This window comes from Secundilactobacillus oryzae JCM 18671 (assembly GCF_000740055.1).
In the GTDB taxonomy this organism is placed as follows: domain Bacteria; phylum Bacillota; class Bacilli; order Lactobacillales; family Lactobacillaceae; genus Secundilactobacillus; species Secundilactobacillus oryzae.
Window position 1 is genome coordinate 38873 of the sequence record NZ_BBJM01000001.1, and the last position, 15913, is coordinate 54785.

Annotated in this window: 20 protein-coding genes, 1 tRNA gene and 1 other annotated feature; of the genes, 1 reads left to right on the plus strand and 20 read right to left on the minus strand. The window is 40.8% G+C overall.

Annotated elements, in window-relative coordinates; genetic code table 11:
* Positions 1–31: 31 nt before the first annotated feature.
* From LOSG293_RS00205 to LOSG293_RS00265, 13 genes are all read right to left on the minus strand, one after another.
* Entirely contained in the window at positions 32–1081 is a 1050-nt protein-coding gene (locus tag LOSG293_RS00205; protein ID WP_034525608.1) for a M24 family metallopeptidase, read from the minus strand.
* Positions 1082–1141: 60 nt separating this feature from the next.
* The gene (gene rpmA / locus LOSG293_RS00210) at positions 1142–1438 is read right to left on the minus strand and encodes a 50S ribosomal protein L27 (RefSeq protein WP_010619914.1); all 297 of its coding nucleotides are present in this window, start codon (positions 1436–1438) and stop codon (positions 1142–1144) included.
* 15 nt (positions 1439–1453) lie between these two features.
* A complete protein-coding gene (locus tag LOSG293_RS00215) occupies positions 1454–1798 on the minus strand; it encodes a ribosomal-processing cysteine protease Prp (protein ID WP_034525613.1) in 345 nt (114 codons plus the stop codon).
* 14 nt (positions 1799–1812) lie between these two features.
* Positions 1813–2121: a 50S ribosomal protein L21 gene (gene rplU / locus LOSG293_RS00220; protein ID WP_034525616.1), complete on the minus strand. Its 309-nt coding sequence runs from the start codon at positions 2119–2121 to the stop codon at positions 1813–1815.
* A gap of 19 nt (positions 2122–2140) precedes the next feature.
* Positions 2141–2214 (minus strand) — a sequence feature (ribosomal protein L21 leader region).
* A 69-nt stretch (positions 2215–2283) separates the two neighbouring features.
* On the minus strand, positions 2284–2808 hold the full coding sequence (locus tag LOSG293_RS00225) for a TetR/AcrR family transcriptional regulator (RefSeq protein ID WP_051907110.1): 525 nt from the start codon (positions 2806–2808) through the stop codon (positions 2284–2286).
* 385 nt (positions 2809–3193) lie between these two features.
* Positions 3194–3267, minus strand: a tRNA-Arg gene (locus tag LOSG293_RS00230).
* Between the two features lie 400 nt (positions 3268–3667).
* On the minus strand, positions 3668–4216 hold the full coding sequence (locus LOSG293_RS00235; RefSeq protein ID WP_034525619.1) for a dUTP diphosphatase: 549 nt from the start codon (positions 4214–4216) through the stop codon (positions 3668–3670).
* 23 nt (positions 4217–4239) lie between these two features.
* On the minus strand, positions 4240–5184 hold the full coding sequence (locus LOSG293_RS00240; RefSeq protein WP_034525622.1) for a hypothetical protein: 945 nt from the start codon (positions 5182–5184) through the stop codon (positions 4240–4242).
* On the minus strand, positions 5177–6064 hold the full coding sequence (locus LOSG293_RS00245) for a hypothetical protein (RefSeq protein ID WP_034525625.1): 888 nt from the start codon (positions 6062–6064) through the stop codon (positions 5177–5179). Before LOSG293_RS00245 ends, LOSG293_RS00240 begins: the two co-directional genes overlap by 8 nt.
* Before the next feature lie 170 nt (positions 6065–6234).
* Positions 6235–7575 carry a type I glutamate--ammonia ligase gene (gene glnA, locus LOSG293_RS00250; RefSeq protein ID WP_034525628.1) on the minus strand — a complete coding sequence of 447 codons (1341 nt, stop codon included), beginning with the start codon at positions 7573–7575 and terminating at the stop codon, positions 6235–6237.
* Between the two features lie 36 nt (positions 7576–7611).
* Positions 7612–8004 carry a MerR family transcriptional regulator gene (locus LOSG293_RS00255; RefSeq protein ID WP_034525630.1) on the minus strand — a complete coding sequence of 131 codons (393 nt, stop codon included), beginning with the start codon at positions 8002–8004 and terminating at the stop codon, positions 7612–7614.
* 82 nt (positions 8005–8086) lie between these two features.
* Positions 8087–9004 carry a tRNA (adenosine(37)-N6)-dimethylallyltransferase MiaA gene (gene miaA / locus LOSG293_RS00260; protein WP_034525633.1) on the minus strand — a complete coding sequence of 306 codons (918 nt, stop codon included), beginning with the start codon at positions 9002–9004 and terminating at the stop codon, positions 8087–8089.
* A 2-nt stretch (positions 9005–9006) separates the two neighbouring features.
* Positions 9007–9750 carry a glycerophosphodiester phosphodiesterase gene (locus LOSG293_RS00265; RefSeq protein WP_034525634.1) on the minus strand — a complete coding sequence of 248 codons (744 nt, stop codon included), beginning with the start codon at positions 9748–9750 and terminating at the stop codon, positions 9007–9009.
* A gap of 99 nt (positions 9751–9849) precedes the next feature.
* On the opposite strand from LOSG293_RS00265, the gene LOSG293_RS00270 reads away from it, so the two are divergent.
* The gene (locus tag LOSG293_RS00270; RefSeq protein WP_051907111.1) at positions 9850–10029 is read left to right on the plus strand and encodes a DUF3042 family protein; all 180 of its coding nucleotides are present in this window, start codon (positions 9850–9852) and stop codon (positions 10027–10029) included.
* A gap of 65 nt (positions 10030–10094) precedes the next feature.
* Here the strand turns inward: LOSG293_RS00270 and LOSG293_RS00275 are convergent, their stop codons facing one another.
* The 7 genes from LOSG293_RS00275 to LOSG293_RS00305 all read right to left on the minus strand — a co-directional run bounded on the left by LOSG293_RS00275 (position 10095) and on the right by LOSG293_RS00305 (position 15812).
* Positions 10095–10490 (minus strand): rhodanese-like domain-containing protein, encoded by a 396-nt coding sequence (locus LOSG293_RS00275; RefSeq protein ID WP_034525636.1) that lies wholly within the window; start codon positions 10488–10490, stop codon positions 10095–10097.
* Between the two features lie 163 nt (positions 10491–10653).
* On the minus strand, positions 10654–11625 hold the full coding sequence (locus tag LOSG293_RS00280) for an ROK family glucokinase (RefSeq protein ID WP_034525638.1): 972 nt from the start codon (positions 11623–11625) through the stop codon (positions 10654–10656).
* The gene (locus LOSG293_RS00285; protein ID WP_034525640.1) at positions 11625–11849 is read right to left on the minus strand and encodes a YqgQ family protein; all 225 of its coding nucleotides are present in this window, start codon (positions 11847–11849) and stop codon (positions 11625–11627) included. The genes LOSG293_RS00280 and LOSG293_RS00285 overlap by 1 nt, the downstream gene beginning before the upstream one ends.
* A 40-nt stretch (positions 11850–11889) precedes the next feature.
* Positions 11890–12507 carry a rhomboid family intramembrane serine protease gene (locus LOSG293_RS00290; protein ID WP_081919837.1) on the minus strand — a complete coding sequence of 206 codons (618 nt, stop codon included), beginning with the start codon at positions 12505–12507 and terminating at the stop codon, positions 11890–11892.
* 37 nt (positions 12508–12544) lie between these two features.
* A complete protein-coding gene (locus tag LOSG293_RS00295) occupies positions 12545–13144 on the minus strand; it encodes a 5-formyltetrahydrofolate cyclo-ligase (protein WP_051907114.1) in 600 nt (199 codons plus the stop codon).
* Positions 13145–13487: 343 nt separating this feature from the next.
* On the minus strand, positions 13488–13637 hold the full coding sequence (gene rpmG / locus LOSG293_RS00300) for a 50S ribosomal protein L33 (RefSeq protein WP_081919831.1): 150 nt from the start codon (positions 13635–13637) through the stop codon (positions 13488–13490).
* A 129-nt stretch (positions 13638–13766) separates the two neighbouring features.
* A complete protein-coding gene (locus LOSG293_RS00305) occupies positions 13767–15812 on the minus strand; it encodes a peptidoglycan D,D-transpeptidase FtsI family protein (RefSeq protein ID WP_152551059.1) in 2046 nt (681 codons plus the stop codon).
* Positions 15813–15913: the final 101 nt, after the last annotated feature.

Sequence of the window (15913 nt, forward strand, 5' to 3'; positions counted from 1 at the left end):
AGATATCATGCATAAATAAGTCGATTTAATCCTAATCAGTTACCCTTGTTAGGACGGTTTTGCCAGACGCCGTCACGAGCACATCATCTTCGATTCGAACGCCACCAAATCCTTCTAGATAAATACCGGGTTCAACCGTAATAATTTGTCCAGGTTGTAGCGGTTCTTCGAATCTGCGGCCAATGTTTGGACCTTCGTGAATATCCAGTCCAATTCCATGGCCCATCCCATGAACAAAGGCCTCTCCGTAACCAGCTTGGTCGATAATTGATCGACCCACTTTGTCCAATTCTGCTCCGGTTACGCCAGGACGTACCGCATCAATCACAGATTGTCTAGCCTCATCCACGATGCGAATAATTTCCTGTTGCTTAGCTGTCGCTTCTCCAAAGACAAAGGTACGTGTGACGTCTGAAGTGTAACCATTAAAATAAAAGCCACAGTCAATCGTCACCAGCTCACCAGGTTGAATGGCTTTATCCGAAGGCACCACATGTGGATAAGCAGTTCGGTACCCACTTGCCACAATTGTATCAAAACTAGTACCTGTCACACCACGCTTCAACATGTTAATCATGAGCTGATTGGCAACTTCCGTTTCAGTCATACCAGGTTGCAACTGATCAATCACATCATCAAGTCCTGCAATTGTCATTTTTCCCGCCGTTTCAATTGCTTTAATTTCGTCGGCATCTTTAATTTCACGTAAACCTTCAATCAAGCCACCAAGCGGCACGATATCACTGGGCATCAATTCATCTAATTGATCATAAGTTTCATATGCAATTGATGGCTCAAAGCCTAATACGGTCACGCCAAGATTTTCGACTGCTTCACTTAAAGCACCTAAATAATCGCGAGTTAAAAGGGTCTTTAAATTAGGAAACTCACGGCCAAGCTCAAAGCCATAGCGATCATCAGTGATATAGAGGACTTCGTTTTCCGTAATAAGTCCATATCCATCACCGGCAATGGTGTCAATTCCCAACAAGTACTTTAAGTTGAACGGGTTAGCGACTAAATAGGCATCAATCCGATATTGATTGAATAGCTGGCGTAATTTTTCGACTCTTGATTCCATGACAATTACCTCCTCTAGTGATTATCGCACAAAAAAAGGACCCCCAGGGGATCCTTTTCATTATTTAGCAGCTGCTTCTGCAACTGGATAAACTGAAACTTGGCGCTTGTCGCGTCCCTTACGTTCGAAGCGGACAACACCGTTTACCTTTGAGAACAAAGTATCATCGTTACCACGAGCAACGTTAACACCTGGGTAAATATGAGTACCACGTTGACGGTAAAGAATTGAGCCACTTGTAACAACTGAACCATCAGCTGCCTTCGTTCCTAAACGACGACCAGCTGAATCACGGCCGTTAGAAGTAGAACCTCCACCTTTATGGTGAGAGAAGAATTGTAAGTTCATCTTTAACATAAGATACACCTCCACTTATTTTTTCTTTTCAATCTTAATTTCAATAAACGAATGATAGTTAGCTGCGACATCCTTAAGTCCATTCTCGAAAGACTGGAGTAAAGCGTCGACAACTAATTGTTGTTGATCATCAGAAGCCTTTGGAATACCTACCTTAAGCAAGCCACCATTAGCCTCATCACTCTCAACTTGAGGGTCGATCGCTGCAACACTTGAAAGACCATTTACCGTGGAAATAGAAAGCACTGAAACTGCTGCACACACAATGTCCATCCCATATGGTCCAGAATCTGCATGACCTGTAATCTCAAATCCACTAATCCGATCAGTATCGGTATGGTGGAAAACTGCTTTAATCACGGTAAAATTCACCTCTATGCGTTGATAGCGTCAATAACAACCTTAGTATATGGTTGACGATGTCCAACCTTACTGTGTTGGCCCTTCTTAGCCTTATACTTGAAAGTAACAACCTTCTTTTCACGGCCCTGCTTTTCAACAGTACCGGAAACAGTTGCACCGTCAACAAGCGGTGTACCAACCTTAGTTGAGTCACCACCAACGAAAACAACTTGGTCAAAAGTTACCTTTTCACCTGCTTCTGCGTTGAGCTTTTCAACGTAGATTACACCGCCTTTTTCAACACGGTATTGCTTACCACCAGTTACGATAATTGCGTACATATTTGTGCACCTCCTTATAAAGTTAACTTAGACTCGCCGAAGATAAGTGTCATTACTGAACTTAAAACTCATTCCGAGCGGTTGCAGCTGTGGAAGTCCACAATTACAACATTAAAAGTATATCCAATTCAGTTAACGAAGTCAAACATTGTTTGGTTTATTTTACTCAACAGTAAAGAAACTCGTCCCTGGGAAACGATTCCGAACAGATTCATTAATCTGCTCAACGCTCTTAGTCATGTAACGTGCCGTGTACTTCATACCGCCCAGTAGCCATAACTTAATAATCCCGATATGTGCTGAAACTGTGTAAGCTACCAAAATATCTTCTGACATTGCTTCTGCTGAAAATTGATCTGGCTCAACACTTGCACGCATCGATTTTGTTTGCTCTAGGAATTCTGTTAAATGCTGTGACAGCCTACCCTCAAGTTCCTTGTAGAACGAATCATTTTCGTACTTGTTCAACAAGACATCGAATGTACTTGAGTTATCTTCAATATATTCAAACGCTTTTCTAACAGAGAACAGCTTATATTGACCCTCTTCAGAAAATTGCCATTCGTGATCTTCGAAATCAGCGCTTACAATCACATGTTCAAAGAAGTCCGACATGATTTCCGCTAATGTTCTCTGAATAAAGTCAGCCTTATCTTCATAATGAAGATAAAATGTTCCCCGTGTCACACGCCTTGTTCTTTTTAAATCTTATTTGACCGATAAAGACCAACTATCGAAATTTATTATACCCCGTTAAGATGAATTAAGCTTGTGTTATGTTGTTTGGATTTAATAAACTTTAACACTTACCGTACAACGTTCTAGCACCCATTCACAAAACAACTATATTTAAAAATCTAATATTTAGCATAATCTTTAACGACTAGAAATAGTATACACCATTATCTATTAAAATAAGCATAATATGCGCTTTATTAAGCCAATTTAAGATTTGTTATGGGCGATAACTATTCTCCCGCTATCTCAGTAAAAAAAAACATTATTTATTTTACCATTTTCCACAAAAAAAAGCGCCCCCAAATTTAGGACGCGTCACAAATATCTAACTTAATGTCGCAAGGGCGATTCGAACGCCCGACCTACGGTTTAGAAGACCGTTGCTCTATCCAGCTGAGCTATTGCGACATAACTTAACGAACAGGAACTATTATATAGGAGCTTACCAGGTAAAGTCAATTCCCGTTTAATAAAAATTCACTTTGCGGCAAAATATGCGCGATTATTTTAAGAAACGTTAAAGATAATGGGTAATAGGGCATCAAACTTGAAATATTAATGTAATACTAAGACAATAAACTTGTAACATCAAAACAATTGATTCTGAATTGGAGGAATTGCTATGGTATTTCTATTCTTTATCATTTTTCTTTTTCTCGGTGCTGGCGTATGGCAATTATATTCTGATTATTCAAAGACTGTTGAAAAAAACAGTAAGCACTTCTCCAACCAGTCATCCATGAAGCGTAACGTATCATAATTTAAAACCAGCATTAAAAAATGTGGTCGAGTTAATCGGCCACATTTTTTAGTACCCACTATTTTGACGATCATAGTTAATGCCATTCTTTTCGAGATAAGCAGCCTGAATTTCATCCTCACTAAAACCAAAATCAACCAGGCCCATCTTCAAGAACAAACGCCAGGAATGACGAAACGCTTCTTGGCGATGGTTAAAATGGCTTTCAAAAAGTTGTTGTTTCATCACTAGATAGTGTTGATTTAAATTTTTGTCAGGCTTTTTTTCTGAAAGTGCCTTCAAAGCGGCTTCATCCATCACAATTAAGTGAGACCAGGTTTGCTTAGAGGCAACTAGCAAATAAAAATCCAAAGCATCAACATATTCTTCAAGTAAAGTTTGCCGATGTGTCTTACCGACTACTGCCTTAGTCCCACGTTTTTCCTTCCAGACCTTGAACCATTCTGCATTATTAGCCACTTCCGCTAATTCAACATCTAACGCAACGTAGGCGTTTTGAATGGACGCCTCACGAGGTAAATGAATGTCTTTTTCTTCTGAAATACTATGATCCAATCGAATGGATTCTTGTAATAGCGCTGCTAAATCTAAACTCATTTGAAATACTCCTCTTCAGCCTGCTAGGCAAAAACTAACGGATCTGATTTAATTTCCAATTCTGCTAAGTCAGCAAGATACCATTTTCTCAAGAAGTCATACTCAACTAGCAGATCGAACCATGAAATTCGTTGTCCTTCGTCGTGAACCGAAAGCACCCAATCAGATTGGCTTGGTTGGGCACGATTGTAAACTTGAACAATGGCACCGTTCTTCAGACGCAGCAAAGCTCCAGTTCCGTGTTCGCTATTTTCGAGCATGTAGCCTTCTTCAGCCGCCGCCACGAATAACTTATCCACGACACTTTCAGATAAGTTAGTCCCGTTTTGAAATTCATAAACTTCACTATTATCAGAATCAAGCATATTGAAGTCCACACTGAAGCCAAAATCCTTCTTTAAATAATTTCCGAGATTGATAAACGTCTGAACTGCTTTCAGAATCGCTTCGTTATCAATTTGACCCGCATATTGCACGATAAATAGTTGCGTAAACGCATGACTATTGAAACGCAACATTTGCTTATCCAAATTCAGATAGAATAAAGACTGACCGGTAACGTGTTCTTGATAACACTCACCATTATCGTTCGAGTCATGGCCACTAAAACTAAACATGATTGTCTCGTCTAATGCCGTAATGTTTTGACTCAGCTGCTCCTGATACTCAGAAGATTGGAGCGTAACGGCATCTCCCTCACCATGCAGTTCAAGCATTCGACTAATAAAGAGCAGATAAAAATCTTCACGGGAATATTGGTGTGGGAAAGTCACGTAATCAGAATTTAAGGTATACATAGACAAGGCCGTTGCTGCCTGTAATAGTTCCTTAGCATCCGTTGTTTGAATCAATTGATCCATTAATTCTGTAAACTTTTTCCCGGTTTCGAGACCGGACTTGATGGCATCGTTATAGGCAAGTAATCTCCCACTCGTACTTAGCGTTGATGGATCATTTTCATTAATCATCTGTCTTCACCCGCGCTTCCCCTACTAAACTGTTCAAGTAGTCTGTGTACAGACTTTGATTTCGCTGGTTAAACCGACTGAAATCTTCAAAGGTCTTTTTGATACTTTGCATCTCATAATTAATAATCGTGTCTTCTTTTGAAAGTGACAAAATTAAATCATCGTTATCCTTGATGGTATTATTAGCTTCCAAAGCCGCTTCATCCTGATCGGCTAACTCACTTAACTGATCAATAATAACTTGACGTTCTTCTTTAACTTTGCCGGAGTCCCATGGCAAAGTACTCTTTTGACCATTTTCTTTTAGTTGTGATCTCAATAATTCCTTACGTTGATCACGTTCCCCTTGTTGCGTCATCAACTTTTGTAGTTCAGTTGACTGGCTGGAAATTTCGGCAATCTTATCACTGTTGTAACGTTTGCCCTCAGCTTCAAGTTCAAACCCGGTTCTGAGTTTAGCAAATTCATCCTCATTAAAATTGAATGCAATATTAATGACATCTAATGAGCCAAATTGCCGACGATCCCACCAGTTACCAAAATAAATTTTAAATTGGCCCAGTGAAACTTCATCATAATAAAAAAATGGATAGGTTTTACCCAAATAATCAATTAAATGATGACTCAAATAATGGCTAATCTGTGCATGCAAATCATCAACAAGCGTTTCTAGCGCTGTTGCGTTTGGTTTGAGATTAGTCTTTTTAATAAGCTTGTTAAACCGTGGTGCATCAATTAGTTCATAAACCTTTAAATCATGTTTTTCTTGAATCGCCTTTTGCAGCGAGGTTAAATAATCGATTTTTTCTGTAATTGCCCCATTCAATTGAACATCGAGCTGGTTTTGTTCAGCTTCAGATGTTTGACCTTGATTATCCATAGTAGTCCCTCATTCTGTTTTATAAATATTTACAAATCATTAACTTCATGGTACCCAAAAAACGTTGAATAATAAAGCTTTTTGCGAAATTATTTTCCCACAAAAAAAGCATCGCGGTCAAATTCTGCAAATTTATCCAAATTAACAGAATGACTGCGACACTTTTTCAATTAATAAAGTTCCATGTATTGGTCACGTTCCCATTGTGAAACTTGGGTCCGATAAGCATTATACTCAAGATTCTTTGCCTCAATGAAGCTTGGGAACAGATGTGAGCCCATCGCTTTACGCATGACTGAATCGCCCTCTAAGTCCTTCAAGGCGTTGTGTAAAGTATCAGGAAGGTTCGTGATGTGGTTTTCTTCACGTTCCTCTTCATCCATTCGGTAAATGTTGCGATCAACGCTATCCGTTGGCGTTAATTTATTCCGAAGTCCATCCAATCCGGCTTCCAAAATTGTGGCAATTGCCAGGTAAGGGTTAGCCGCTGGATCAACACTTCTTAATTCAAGTCGAGTCGATAATCCTCGTGAACTTGGTACTCGAATTAATGGCGACCGGTTAGAACCAGACCAAGCTACATAAACAGGTGCCTCGTAGCCTGGTACTAAGCGTTTGTATGAGTTAACGGTTGGATTGCAGACTGCTGTATAACTTCTAGCATGGGCCAAAAGACCACCCAAGAAGTGATAGGCATCCTCTGAAAGGCCAAGCTCACCTTTTTCATCGTAAAAAGCATTACCTTGATCGTGGAAGAGTGACATGTTAATGTGCATCCCCGATCCATTAATTCCAGCTAATGGCTTTGGCATAAACGTTGCGTACAGGCCGTACTTTCGAGCGACCGTTTTAACCACAAGCTTGAACGTCTGAATGTTATCAGCCGCTTCAAGTGCGTCGGCATACTTGAAGTCAATCTCATGCTGACCTGGCGCAACTTCATGGTGTGCCGCTTCAACATCAAAGCCCATTTCTTCAAGAGTTAGCACAATTTCACGACGACAATTTTCGCCTAAATCCATCGGTGCCATATCAAAATAAGAACCTTGGTCATTTAAAGTTGTCGTTGGTTTACCGTTTTCGTCCATCTTAAACAAGAAAAACTCTGGTTCAGGTCCAATGTTAAAACTAGTAAAACCAGCTTTTTTCATATCGTCCAGAACGCGAATTAAGTTGTTTCGAGGATCGCCTTCGAATGGCTGCTTATCCGGCGTATAGACTTCACAAATGACTCGGGCAATCTTTCCTCGCTCGCTGCTCCAAGGGAAAATCATCCAAGTTGATAAATCAGGATAAAGGTACATGTCACTTTCTTCGATGCGGACAAACCCATCAATTGATGAGCCATCAAACATTAATTTGTTATCCAGTAATTTCTCGAGTTGAGAAATTGGGACTTCTACATTTTTGATTGTTCCAAATAAATCGGTAAACATTAATCGAAGAAACTTGACGTTTTCTTCCTTTGCCATTTTTCTGATGTCATCTTTGCTATAATCATGTTTTGCCATTCTGGACACTCCTCATTTCAAAATTTATGAAAACGTCTAAATCAAAGGATTATGGGTATGCAATGACCGCTGCTCCGGCGTTTGCAAGCCACCGAGGTTCATGAATTCATCCTGGAGAATTTTTCGTAATTCGTTATCCGATAATGGTTTGCTCTCATCACTACGTTTAGCTTCGAGCTTAGCTTGTCGTTCACGATAAATTTCCTTGATGCCAGCCATATTAATGCCGTCATCGAGATAATCTTTCACTTCTAAAAGTCGATCAATATCGTTTAAAGAATATAAACGTCGGTTACCCTCATTTCGTTCTGGCATAACCAACTCTTGTTCTTCATAATACCGAATCTGTCTTGCCGTTAGGTTGGTCAACTTCATGACCGTACCAATAGGCAAAACCGATCGTGATCGTCTTAACTCTTTGCCTTTCACAACAGTCACCTCCTTTACTTATCTGTAAGTCTACCACTCCAGGCGCTGGTGTCAAGACTTCATGTGATGTTTTATTACATGATTACAACCAACCCGCAATCAGCCCTTCTATATCAGCTTTTTGTTCCGGATTCTGGATGAGGTCGAACCAGTTAACCGTCATCTTATTTCTAAACCAGGTTAGTTGGCGTTTCGCATAATGGCGTGAATCTAATTTAATCTTTTCAACTGCCTCTTTAAGTGACTGATGGCCTTCAAAATAGCCAGCAAACTCTTTATAGCCAATACCGCGGCCTGATTGAAATTCAAATCCACCACGCTCATAAAGCTCGTATGCCTCATCAATCAAACCAGCTTTTATCATCAAGTCCACTCGTTGATTAATTCGCTCGTACAGCAACGACCGTTCAGTCGTTAAACCAACGATTAACGCATCATATTGCGGTGTTTTCGCTTGCGTTTGATCAGAGAACCGCTGTCCCGTTCGCTCATAGACTTCCAACGCTCGAATAATCCGTCGTGAATTAGAAACCGGTATTTTTTGCGCGGCAGGCGCATCAACTGCGGCTAGTTGATTCCAAAGTTCCTGTTCACCAAAATCTTGCAAGTAATTTCGCCATTTTACCCGAATCGCCTCATCCTGATCGTACTCGTCTCCGCCCAAAGTTAAACCGTCAACAAGCGCCGATAAATAAAATCCGGTACCGCCGGCGATGATTGGCAGTTTATGGCGAGCATGAATATCAGTAATCAAAGCGCTACTGAGTTGGACAAAGTCAGCCACTGAAAATCGCTCATCGAAATTTCGGACATCGATAAGATGATGGGAAATCCCTTGTTGCTCTTCCGTTGTCACTTTGGCCGTACCAATATCGAGTCCCCGATAGACTTGCATCGAGTCACCCGAGACAATTTCACCGTCATACTGTTTAGCCAACTCAATTGAAAGAGCCGTCTTGCCAACAGCAGTTGGTCCAGCGATTATTAAAATCTTTTCCATAGTTACCCGCCTTGAATTTCTTTTCTAATGGTCATCGCTTTTCGTGGATAGTCCGTGATGATTCCCGTCATACGACGATTAAAGCAAAATACCATGTCAGATTCCGCATTGACTGTCCAAGGTCGAATCAGGACATTTGGCAGTAAATATTTATGCCGTTTAACCCATTTAACACTCGGATGAATTCCTTGAATGAGCTTACTTTTCTTCATGAGCATGGCATTTTTATACGCCGTTTTAAACAACTTCGCGTATTCAGAGTCTGGATTTAGTTCATGCATTTTACGAATCGATTCGCCATTAAAACTCGAATAAATCACTTTGAATGGTAAATCGCGTTTCTGAATGGTTTCGGTCACAAGTTCCTCAATGCCAACATACGAAATCTTATTCGTCTTCAATTCGATATTTAAAACACCATGAAACTTTTCCGTAATCAATAAATCCAATAACTCATCGAGAGTGGGAACCCGTTCTCCCTTATACGCCGGGGAAAATTTATAACCTGCATCCAATTCTTTGAGTTCAGCCAACGTCTTTTGAACAATCAGTCCCGTACCATTAGTCGTTCGATTTACCTTTTCGTCGTGCATAATAATCAACTGACGATCAGCTGACAAATGAACGTCAGTTTCGATGCCATCACTTCTAGCATCAATTGCCTCTTGAAACGCCGCAATAGTATTCTCTGGGCGTGTGCCTTTACTCCCACGATGAGCAATAACTTCCGTCAAATTTTCGGTCATGGTCAGACTCCATTCGTTTTTTTAGAATGTGAAACTGGTATTTTGTCTCAAGTTCTAGCATAATATAAAGTAACAAATAATTTTCAAGGGAGACGATACATGATGAAGAATTTTACTAAAGGCTTCTTATTTGGTGCAGTTGCAACAATTGGTGCAGTTGCGGGTGCTTTGGTATCGTTTAAAAAAGCCGTTGTAGAACCAATCGAGCAAGAGGAACAACGCTTTGAAGATAATCGTAAGAAAGCAATGCGTAAGGGTCGTTCTGCACACCACGGCTAAGTTTAACTTAACCACCTACAAAAAATACCGGTCGTTCTTCTATTGAAGATCTACCGGTATTTTTGTTATTCGGATTTCTTAGTTTTGCCTTCCCATCGTTGATAACCACGCTTAAGGATATAAATTTCTTTATATCCATGCTTGGCTAGCAACAGTGCAGCCCGCGTACTAAGTGTCGTTCCTTGATCGTAAAGGTAAACCGGCATGTCATTTCTAATTTGGGTGTAGAAAGCCTTCATAGTTGAATATGGCACATTTCGTGCCCCCAAAATGTGACCGGCATCAAACGAGCGTTTTTCACGAACGTCGATAATCTGTCCTTGTCGTCTTCCTTCTTGAAACGCTTCATCATCGATCATTTTAGCAACTCGATTTCTCAGAATTGCCGTGATTCCCTGCCATGCAACGAACAAGGCCAAAATCACAAGAATGATTATTGTATATACCGTCAAAGTTGACAATTAAATAACGCCCTTCCCTGTTTTATTCAATGATTATATTTTACTAGTTTTCCCCATATTTGACTAGTTACGAATCAAAAGATTCTCGCCAAACCTGATTTTTCTAATGCACAAGAAAAAGTTGCGCCGCCTTTTAACGCGCACAACTCTCATTCTTTAATACTTATTTAGCTGTGACAAAGCGTAACGCTAATGATGCAGCACCGATTACACCAGCATCGTTTCCTAACTGTGCTAAACGTAGCTTGGTTGAGTCACGAACAGCTGGGAAAGAGTTTTCTTGGAAGTAGCGTGTTGTTGGTTGCAACAATGAGTTACCCGCAGCTGACACACCACCGCCAATGATGATGTTGGCCGGGTTCAAAATATTAGCAACGTTAGCTAAGGCTAAGCCAAGGAAGAAGGAAACACGATCAACGATTTGGTTAGCTAAAATATCGCCGTTATCAGCCAAGTAAACGACCATTTTTGAAGTCACTTCTTCTTGGTTGTCAAACAATTCCTTCAAACGTGAGTGGCCGGTAAATTCAGCCGCCATGTCTCGGGCCACGTGTACGATTCCAGTTGCTGAAGAGTATTGCTCTAAACAGCCACGTTTGCCACAAGTACAAAGGTAGCCGTTTGGTTCGACTGTGATGTGGCCAAGTTCACCTGCTCCACCGTTAATACCATGCAACAAACGACCGCCAGCAATGACGCCACCACCGACACCGGTTCCAAGCGTGACGAAAACCACATCTTCATCCTTTTCGCCGGCACCCTTCCAGTATTCGCCCAGTGATGCAACGTTCGCATCATTATCCAAAACAAATTGGAGACCTAATGCTGATTGAATTTGATCACGAACATTTTGACGAGTCTTCCAGTTCAGGTTATAAGCGCCAATGACCGTACCATTTTCAATATCAACTGATCCAGGAGTTCCCATACCAATTCCGGCAAAATCAGATAGTTTATTGCCTGAATCAGTAACATGTTTCTTAATACTTTCGATGATGTTAGGCACAATGTGTTGACCCGCTTCGGAAATATCCGTTGGAATACTCCATTTATCTAAAATTTCACCATCCGTCTTTAAAAAGGCGATTTTGGTAGTGGTTCCTCCAAGGTCAATTCCAATCAAGTTCGTTTTCATCAGTTATTCCCTCCGCGTTTTTCTTTTTCTCTTTCTTCTTCGAGTCGATGCTCGTGTGTTAACACTAATTTTGCTTTTGCATATGTTGAATTGTCGATTAGGCTCGCTTCATGAAGATGATCTAACTCCAACGCCATCACTTCGATGTCCCAAAGCCGTTTTCCGATATAAACATAGACGCCAAACTGTTTCAGTAATTGCTGTACGTCGTATAGAGTTTTCATAATGCCTCATTCCTTTGAATTCGAGCCTGTGGTTTCATTTTTATGCAGTCATCCCAATTCTGAACAACCAAACAATCCCGATAATTAAGACTGCTGTTGCCACAATCCGCTTAGACGTGCTGACTTTTCCCAGGATATGCTTTGGTAAAGCAACCGAATAGCCAACGAGAAACCCAGAAACGAGCCCCCCAAGGTGACCAGCCATATCGATACCAGATGACATCAGATCAAATCCCAAGTTAAGTACGATGAACAAGGCAAATGTCTTTGTCATTTGTCGAATATAGGGATTCTCCCAGAACGACTCACCTAACATAAGAAAGGCTCCAAACAAGCCGAATATGGCGGTACTGGCACCTGCAGATAATGAGTTGGGACTAAAGACGAAGCTTGCCACGTTACCACCTAACGCCGTTACAAGGAAGATAACCAAGTAACGCCAGTGACCAAAAATGCGTTCAATTTGGACACCGAGAAAATAAAGTGTAATGCCATTCAGTAAAATATGCTCAAACCCGATGTGGAGAAAGGCAGGCGTAATTAAGCGCCATACTTCCCCTGCTTGAATTAAATTTGTCACCTTGGCACCAAAAGCAATTAAGACGTAGGGGTTTGTGCTGCCCCCCATCATCGTCATTAGCAGATAGACGACGACCATAATTCCTAGTAGGCCATAAGTGACAAATGGTGCATTGTTAATTTTTTGAAATTGTCGTTTCAATATTTGCCTCCCCTCTATCTACTTCCGATTCGCAGGTAATGATTGTTTGAATTCGGATATCATGAGGATACGTTGGCCATTCAGGTTCAGAAAAAGTCTGCATTGGTAACGCCAAGGAAACGGTGTGGCCATTATAGTGCTCTAAGAAACGATCATAGTAACCACCGCCAAAACCCAGTCGGTACCCGGTTGCTGTTGAGAAGCCAAGTCCCGGCACAATAATTAAATCAATTTCGTTTAACGACACGGGTTCACCATTAACCGGCTCACGAATGCCATGATCATTCGTTTCAACGATTGTATCTGAATGATATTCGCTAAACTTCATCTGCCAATCAGGCAGTGTAGTGGGAACCAAGATGGTTTTTCCTTCTCGCCAAGCTTGTTGCATAATTTGGTCGGTCTGGATTTCCATTGGTGTCGCCATCGTAACAGCAACCGTTTGCGCATTTTGCCACAAACTTGTTTCAAACAATTTGTGAAATAAGCAGGATTCAAATCGCGTTTTATCAGCAATAGAAATCGCTTGCATTTTGTTCATTATTTCACGTCGCATGACTTTTTTCCCAGCCACTCGCCATCGCTCCTCTATATGCGTTAAAGTCTAACGTGAAAGACGCTTCACTTTTATAGGCCAAATTATGTTGTGTGAGTGATCCATTTTCCAGGCATGACTCACATGACCTAAATATTCTAACACATTTCCCTACAATAAAAAAAGAGCTAAACACCGGAAATTGAAACGTTTTCAAAAATAAATAAATTCATGTCTTTTTTTCCTGGTTTTTTCAAAAAAAGTGGAATTTCACCGTCATTTTCAAGGATTATTTCAAATCTACACGAGAATCATCTAGGATAAAAAAATAACCAATCAATAATCCCTAAGTAGCAGGTTTCTTGATTGGTTATTTTAATAATTACTTAGTTTCGCGGTGAAGCGTAACTTTACGTTCACGTGGGCAATATTTGTTGAATTCTACCCGATCAGGATTGTTACGTCGGTTCTTACTTGATAAGTAATTTTGTTCATGACATTCAGTACATTCTAAAGTAATGTGTACACGCATGGTCGCTGACCTCCAAACTTGTTCATAAATTCAGGCTTCTGCCCTAACTCGTAATATATTATCATTCTTTGGCCCAGATTACCAGCCTTAAAGTTGCAATTGTTAAGTAAAAATACTTAACAGGTCAAATTATGGCTTGGCTTGAACCATACTCCAATAAGCGGAGTAGATCTTTTTGGCAAGATCCATGTTATTTGATTCAGCACTTGTGCTCAAGTTAGGCATCGCTAATGCAACCACCACTTGAGGATTTTTCGATGGTGCATAGGAAGCCAAACTTAAGGTAACTGTTGAAGTCCCCTTGTAGAAAGTTTCGGCAGTACCAGTCTTGGCGGAGATGCTTGGTGAAATGCTAGACATTGAGCCACCCGTTTTATACGTGTTGGTTCCGTGCACAACATCATATAACCCATCGGTCACAACTTTACGCTGTGCAGCCGTCATATCAATTTTATTAAGCACGGTTGGGGTAACAGAACTTTCGACCGATCCCAGGCCACCATTCTTACTAGTTCCGCGAATAGAAGCTAAAACATGGGGTTTCAAACGATAACCACCATTTGCCACCGTAGACATGTATTGAGCAACTTGCATAACCGTATAGGCATCGTAGTTACCAAACGACAAATCAAGTGCACTACCAATGTACTTCTTGGTACTTGCCCCTTGAAGACCTGTTGATTCACCTGGTAAATCGACACCAGTCTTGACACCTAAGCCAAACTGATTGAAGTAACCCCGTTGGATGTCAAAACTCTTCGTTGACATGTTCAAAGCGCCACCAGAGACGTAATTGAACTTTGCTTCCTTCATTGCCAACTGCATCATGTATGAGTTGGAAGAAACTTCCAAAGCGGTTGAGGCATCCACAGCAATATTGGCGCCACCATTCTTATTGAACCAAGAAGCCTTCTTAACTCCACCAATATTGATTGGTGAATCGGTCAAAGTGGAATTGGTTGGTGTAATCACACCGGACATCAAAGCACCCGAAACGGTTGCTCCTTTAACAACAGATCCCATAACGATTGAGCTGTTGATTGTGCCCAGCGCATTATTCGTAATTTTACCGGTACTTGGGTTGCGGTCGACACCGGCAATTCCAATAATCCCACCTGTATTAGGGTTCATTACAACCGCGTAAGTCCCAGTGGAATAACCACCAGCACCTTCTTCAGCATCACGGACTAAAGATTGTAATTTCTTTTGGAAACTGGCGTTAATCGTTAACTGCAGATTGTCACCCTTTTTACCTGCGTATTTGGTGACTTCTTTAGTAATTTCATTGTTTCCTGTTGTTTCAACTTCAGTCTGTGACTTCGTTCCTCTTAGAACTGATTCATATTGCTTTTCCAAATAACTCTGACCTACAGAGTCATTCCGTGAGTATCCCTGCGCCAATAATTCGTTGACACGATCACTAGGTAAACCAGATTTCTGTGAAGAAACCGTTCCAATGATACTTTTAATTGAATCCCCATTAGGATAATCACGTGTCCAACTCGTCCCAACCTTCACGCCAGGCATTGATGTCAGATGTTCGCCAACCTCGGCAATTTCCTTATCTGAGACACCGGTTTCCTTAATATAGGTCGTCGATAGTTGATAAGCTGCACTCATTTTGGCAAAAATCGTTGCGTCATTTTTTTGTTGATCCGTGTAATTCATGTCGTGACTATAGAGGTACTTAAGTGCCTTATCATACCGCGAATCACTTGAATACTGGGAAATATTTGGAATTTTCTGTTCAATTCGTTTGAGTGTCGTCGGATTGGACAAATAAAAATCGGCCATTTGGCGCTTCGTCAACGTTTTGGTCGAAACCGTTACGTATTTGCCAAGAGCAGTCGCCGTATTGTAGATTTCAGATGAAAGGGTGTTAACCCCTTTTGTATATGTAATCGCTTGGTGTACTTTGTTTCCGACGAGTACCCGACCGGTTGAATCAAAAACCATCCCACGCTGGACGTTCTTGGTTTCAACAGTACTATCAGTCCGATTCACTTCTGCCTTAAACTTCGCTCCGTACATTACTTGGAGATACGCCAGTTGCCCAATTAAAACGGCAAACAGTACTGCCACAATAATAAATAGGAAATTCAATCGAAACGGAATCTGTGACCCACTACTATTTTTTTGATTCGTTTTATTTTTATTCAGTAAATTATTTAGAATATTTTTCAAGTTTATTCAAGCTCCTTATTCAACCTACCCATTTTAACAGATTTACCCATGTTGCACTACGGGGCCAAACTGAATTTAAAAAGTTTTATATA

What these genes read in the sequence shown, in the direction of transcription:
- LOSG293_RS00205 (WP_034525608.1), bottom strand. Translation starts at nt 1,081, where the DNA reads ATGGAATCAAGAGTCGAAAAATTACGCCAGCTATTCAATCAATATCGG.
- rpmA (WP_010619914.1), bottom strand. Translation starts at nt 1,438, where the DNA reads ATGTTAAAGATGAACTTACAATTCTTCTCTCACCATAAAGGTGGAGGT.
- rplU (WP_034525616.1), bottom strand. Translation starts at nt 2,121, where the DNA reads ATGTACGCAATTATCGTAACTGGTGGTAAGCAATACCGTGTTGAAAAA.
- LOSG293_RS00235 (WP_034525619.1), bottom strand. Translation starts at nt 4,216, where the DNA reads ATGAGTTTAGATTTAGCAGCGCTATTACAAGAATCCATTCGATTGGAT.
- LOSG293_RS00240 (WP_034525622.1), bottom strand. Translation starts at nt 5,184, where the DNA reads ATGATTAATGAAAATGATCCATCAACGCTAAGTACGAGTGGGAGATTA.
- LOSG293_RS00245 (WP_034525625.1), bottom strand. Translation starts at nt 6,064, where the DNA reads ATGGATAATCAAGGTCAAACATCTGAAGCTGAACAAAACCAGCTCGAT.
- glnA (WP_034525628.1), bottom strand. Translation starts at nt 7,575, where the DNA reads ATGGCAAAACATGATTATAGCAAAGATGACATCAGAAAAATGGCAAAG.
- miaA (WP_034525633.1), bottom strand. Translation starts at nt 9,004, where the DNA reads ATGGAAAAGATTTTAATAATCGCTGGACCAACTGCTGTTGGCAAGACG.
- LOSG293_RS00265 (WP_034525634.1), bottom strand. Translation starts at nt 9,750, where the DNA reads ATGACCGAAAATTTGACGGAAGTTATTGCTCATCGTGGGAGTAAAGGC.
- LOSG293_RS00270 (WP_051907111.1), top strand. Translation starts at nt 9,850, where the DNA reads ATGATGAAGAATTTTACTAAAGGCTTCTTATTTGGTGCAGTTGCAACA.
- LOSG293_RS00280 (WP_034525638.1), bottom strand. Translation starts at nt 11,625, where the DNA reads ATGAAAACGAACTTGATTGGAATTGACCTTGGAGGAACCACTACCAAA.
- LOSG293_RS00285 (WP_034525640.1), bottom strand. Translation starts at nt 11,849, where the DNA reads ATGAAAACTCTATACGACGTACAGCAATTACTGAAACAGTTTGGCGTC.
- LOSG293_RS00290 (WP_081919837.1), bottom strand. Translation starts at nt 12,507, where the DNA reads ATGGTCGTCGTCTATCTGCTAATGACGATGATGGGGGGCAGCACAAAC.
- rpmG (WP_081919831.1), bottom strand. Translation starts at nt 13,637, where the DNA reads ATGCGTGTACACATTACTTTAGAATGTACTGAATGTCATGAACAAAAT.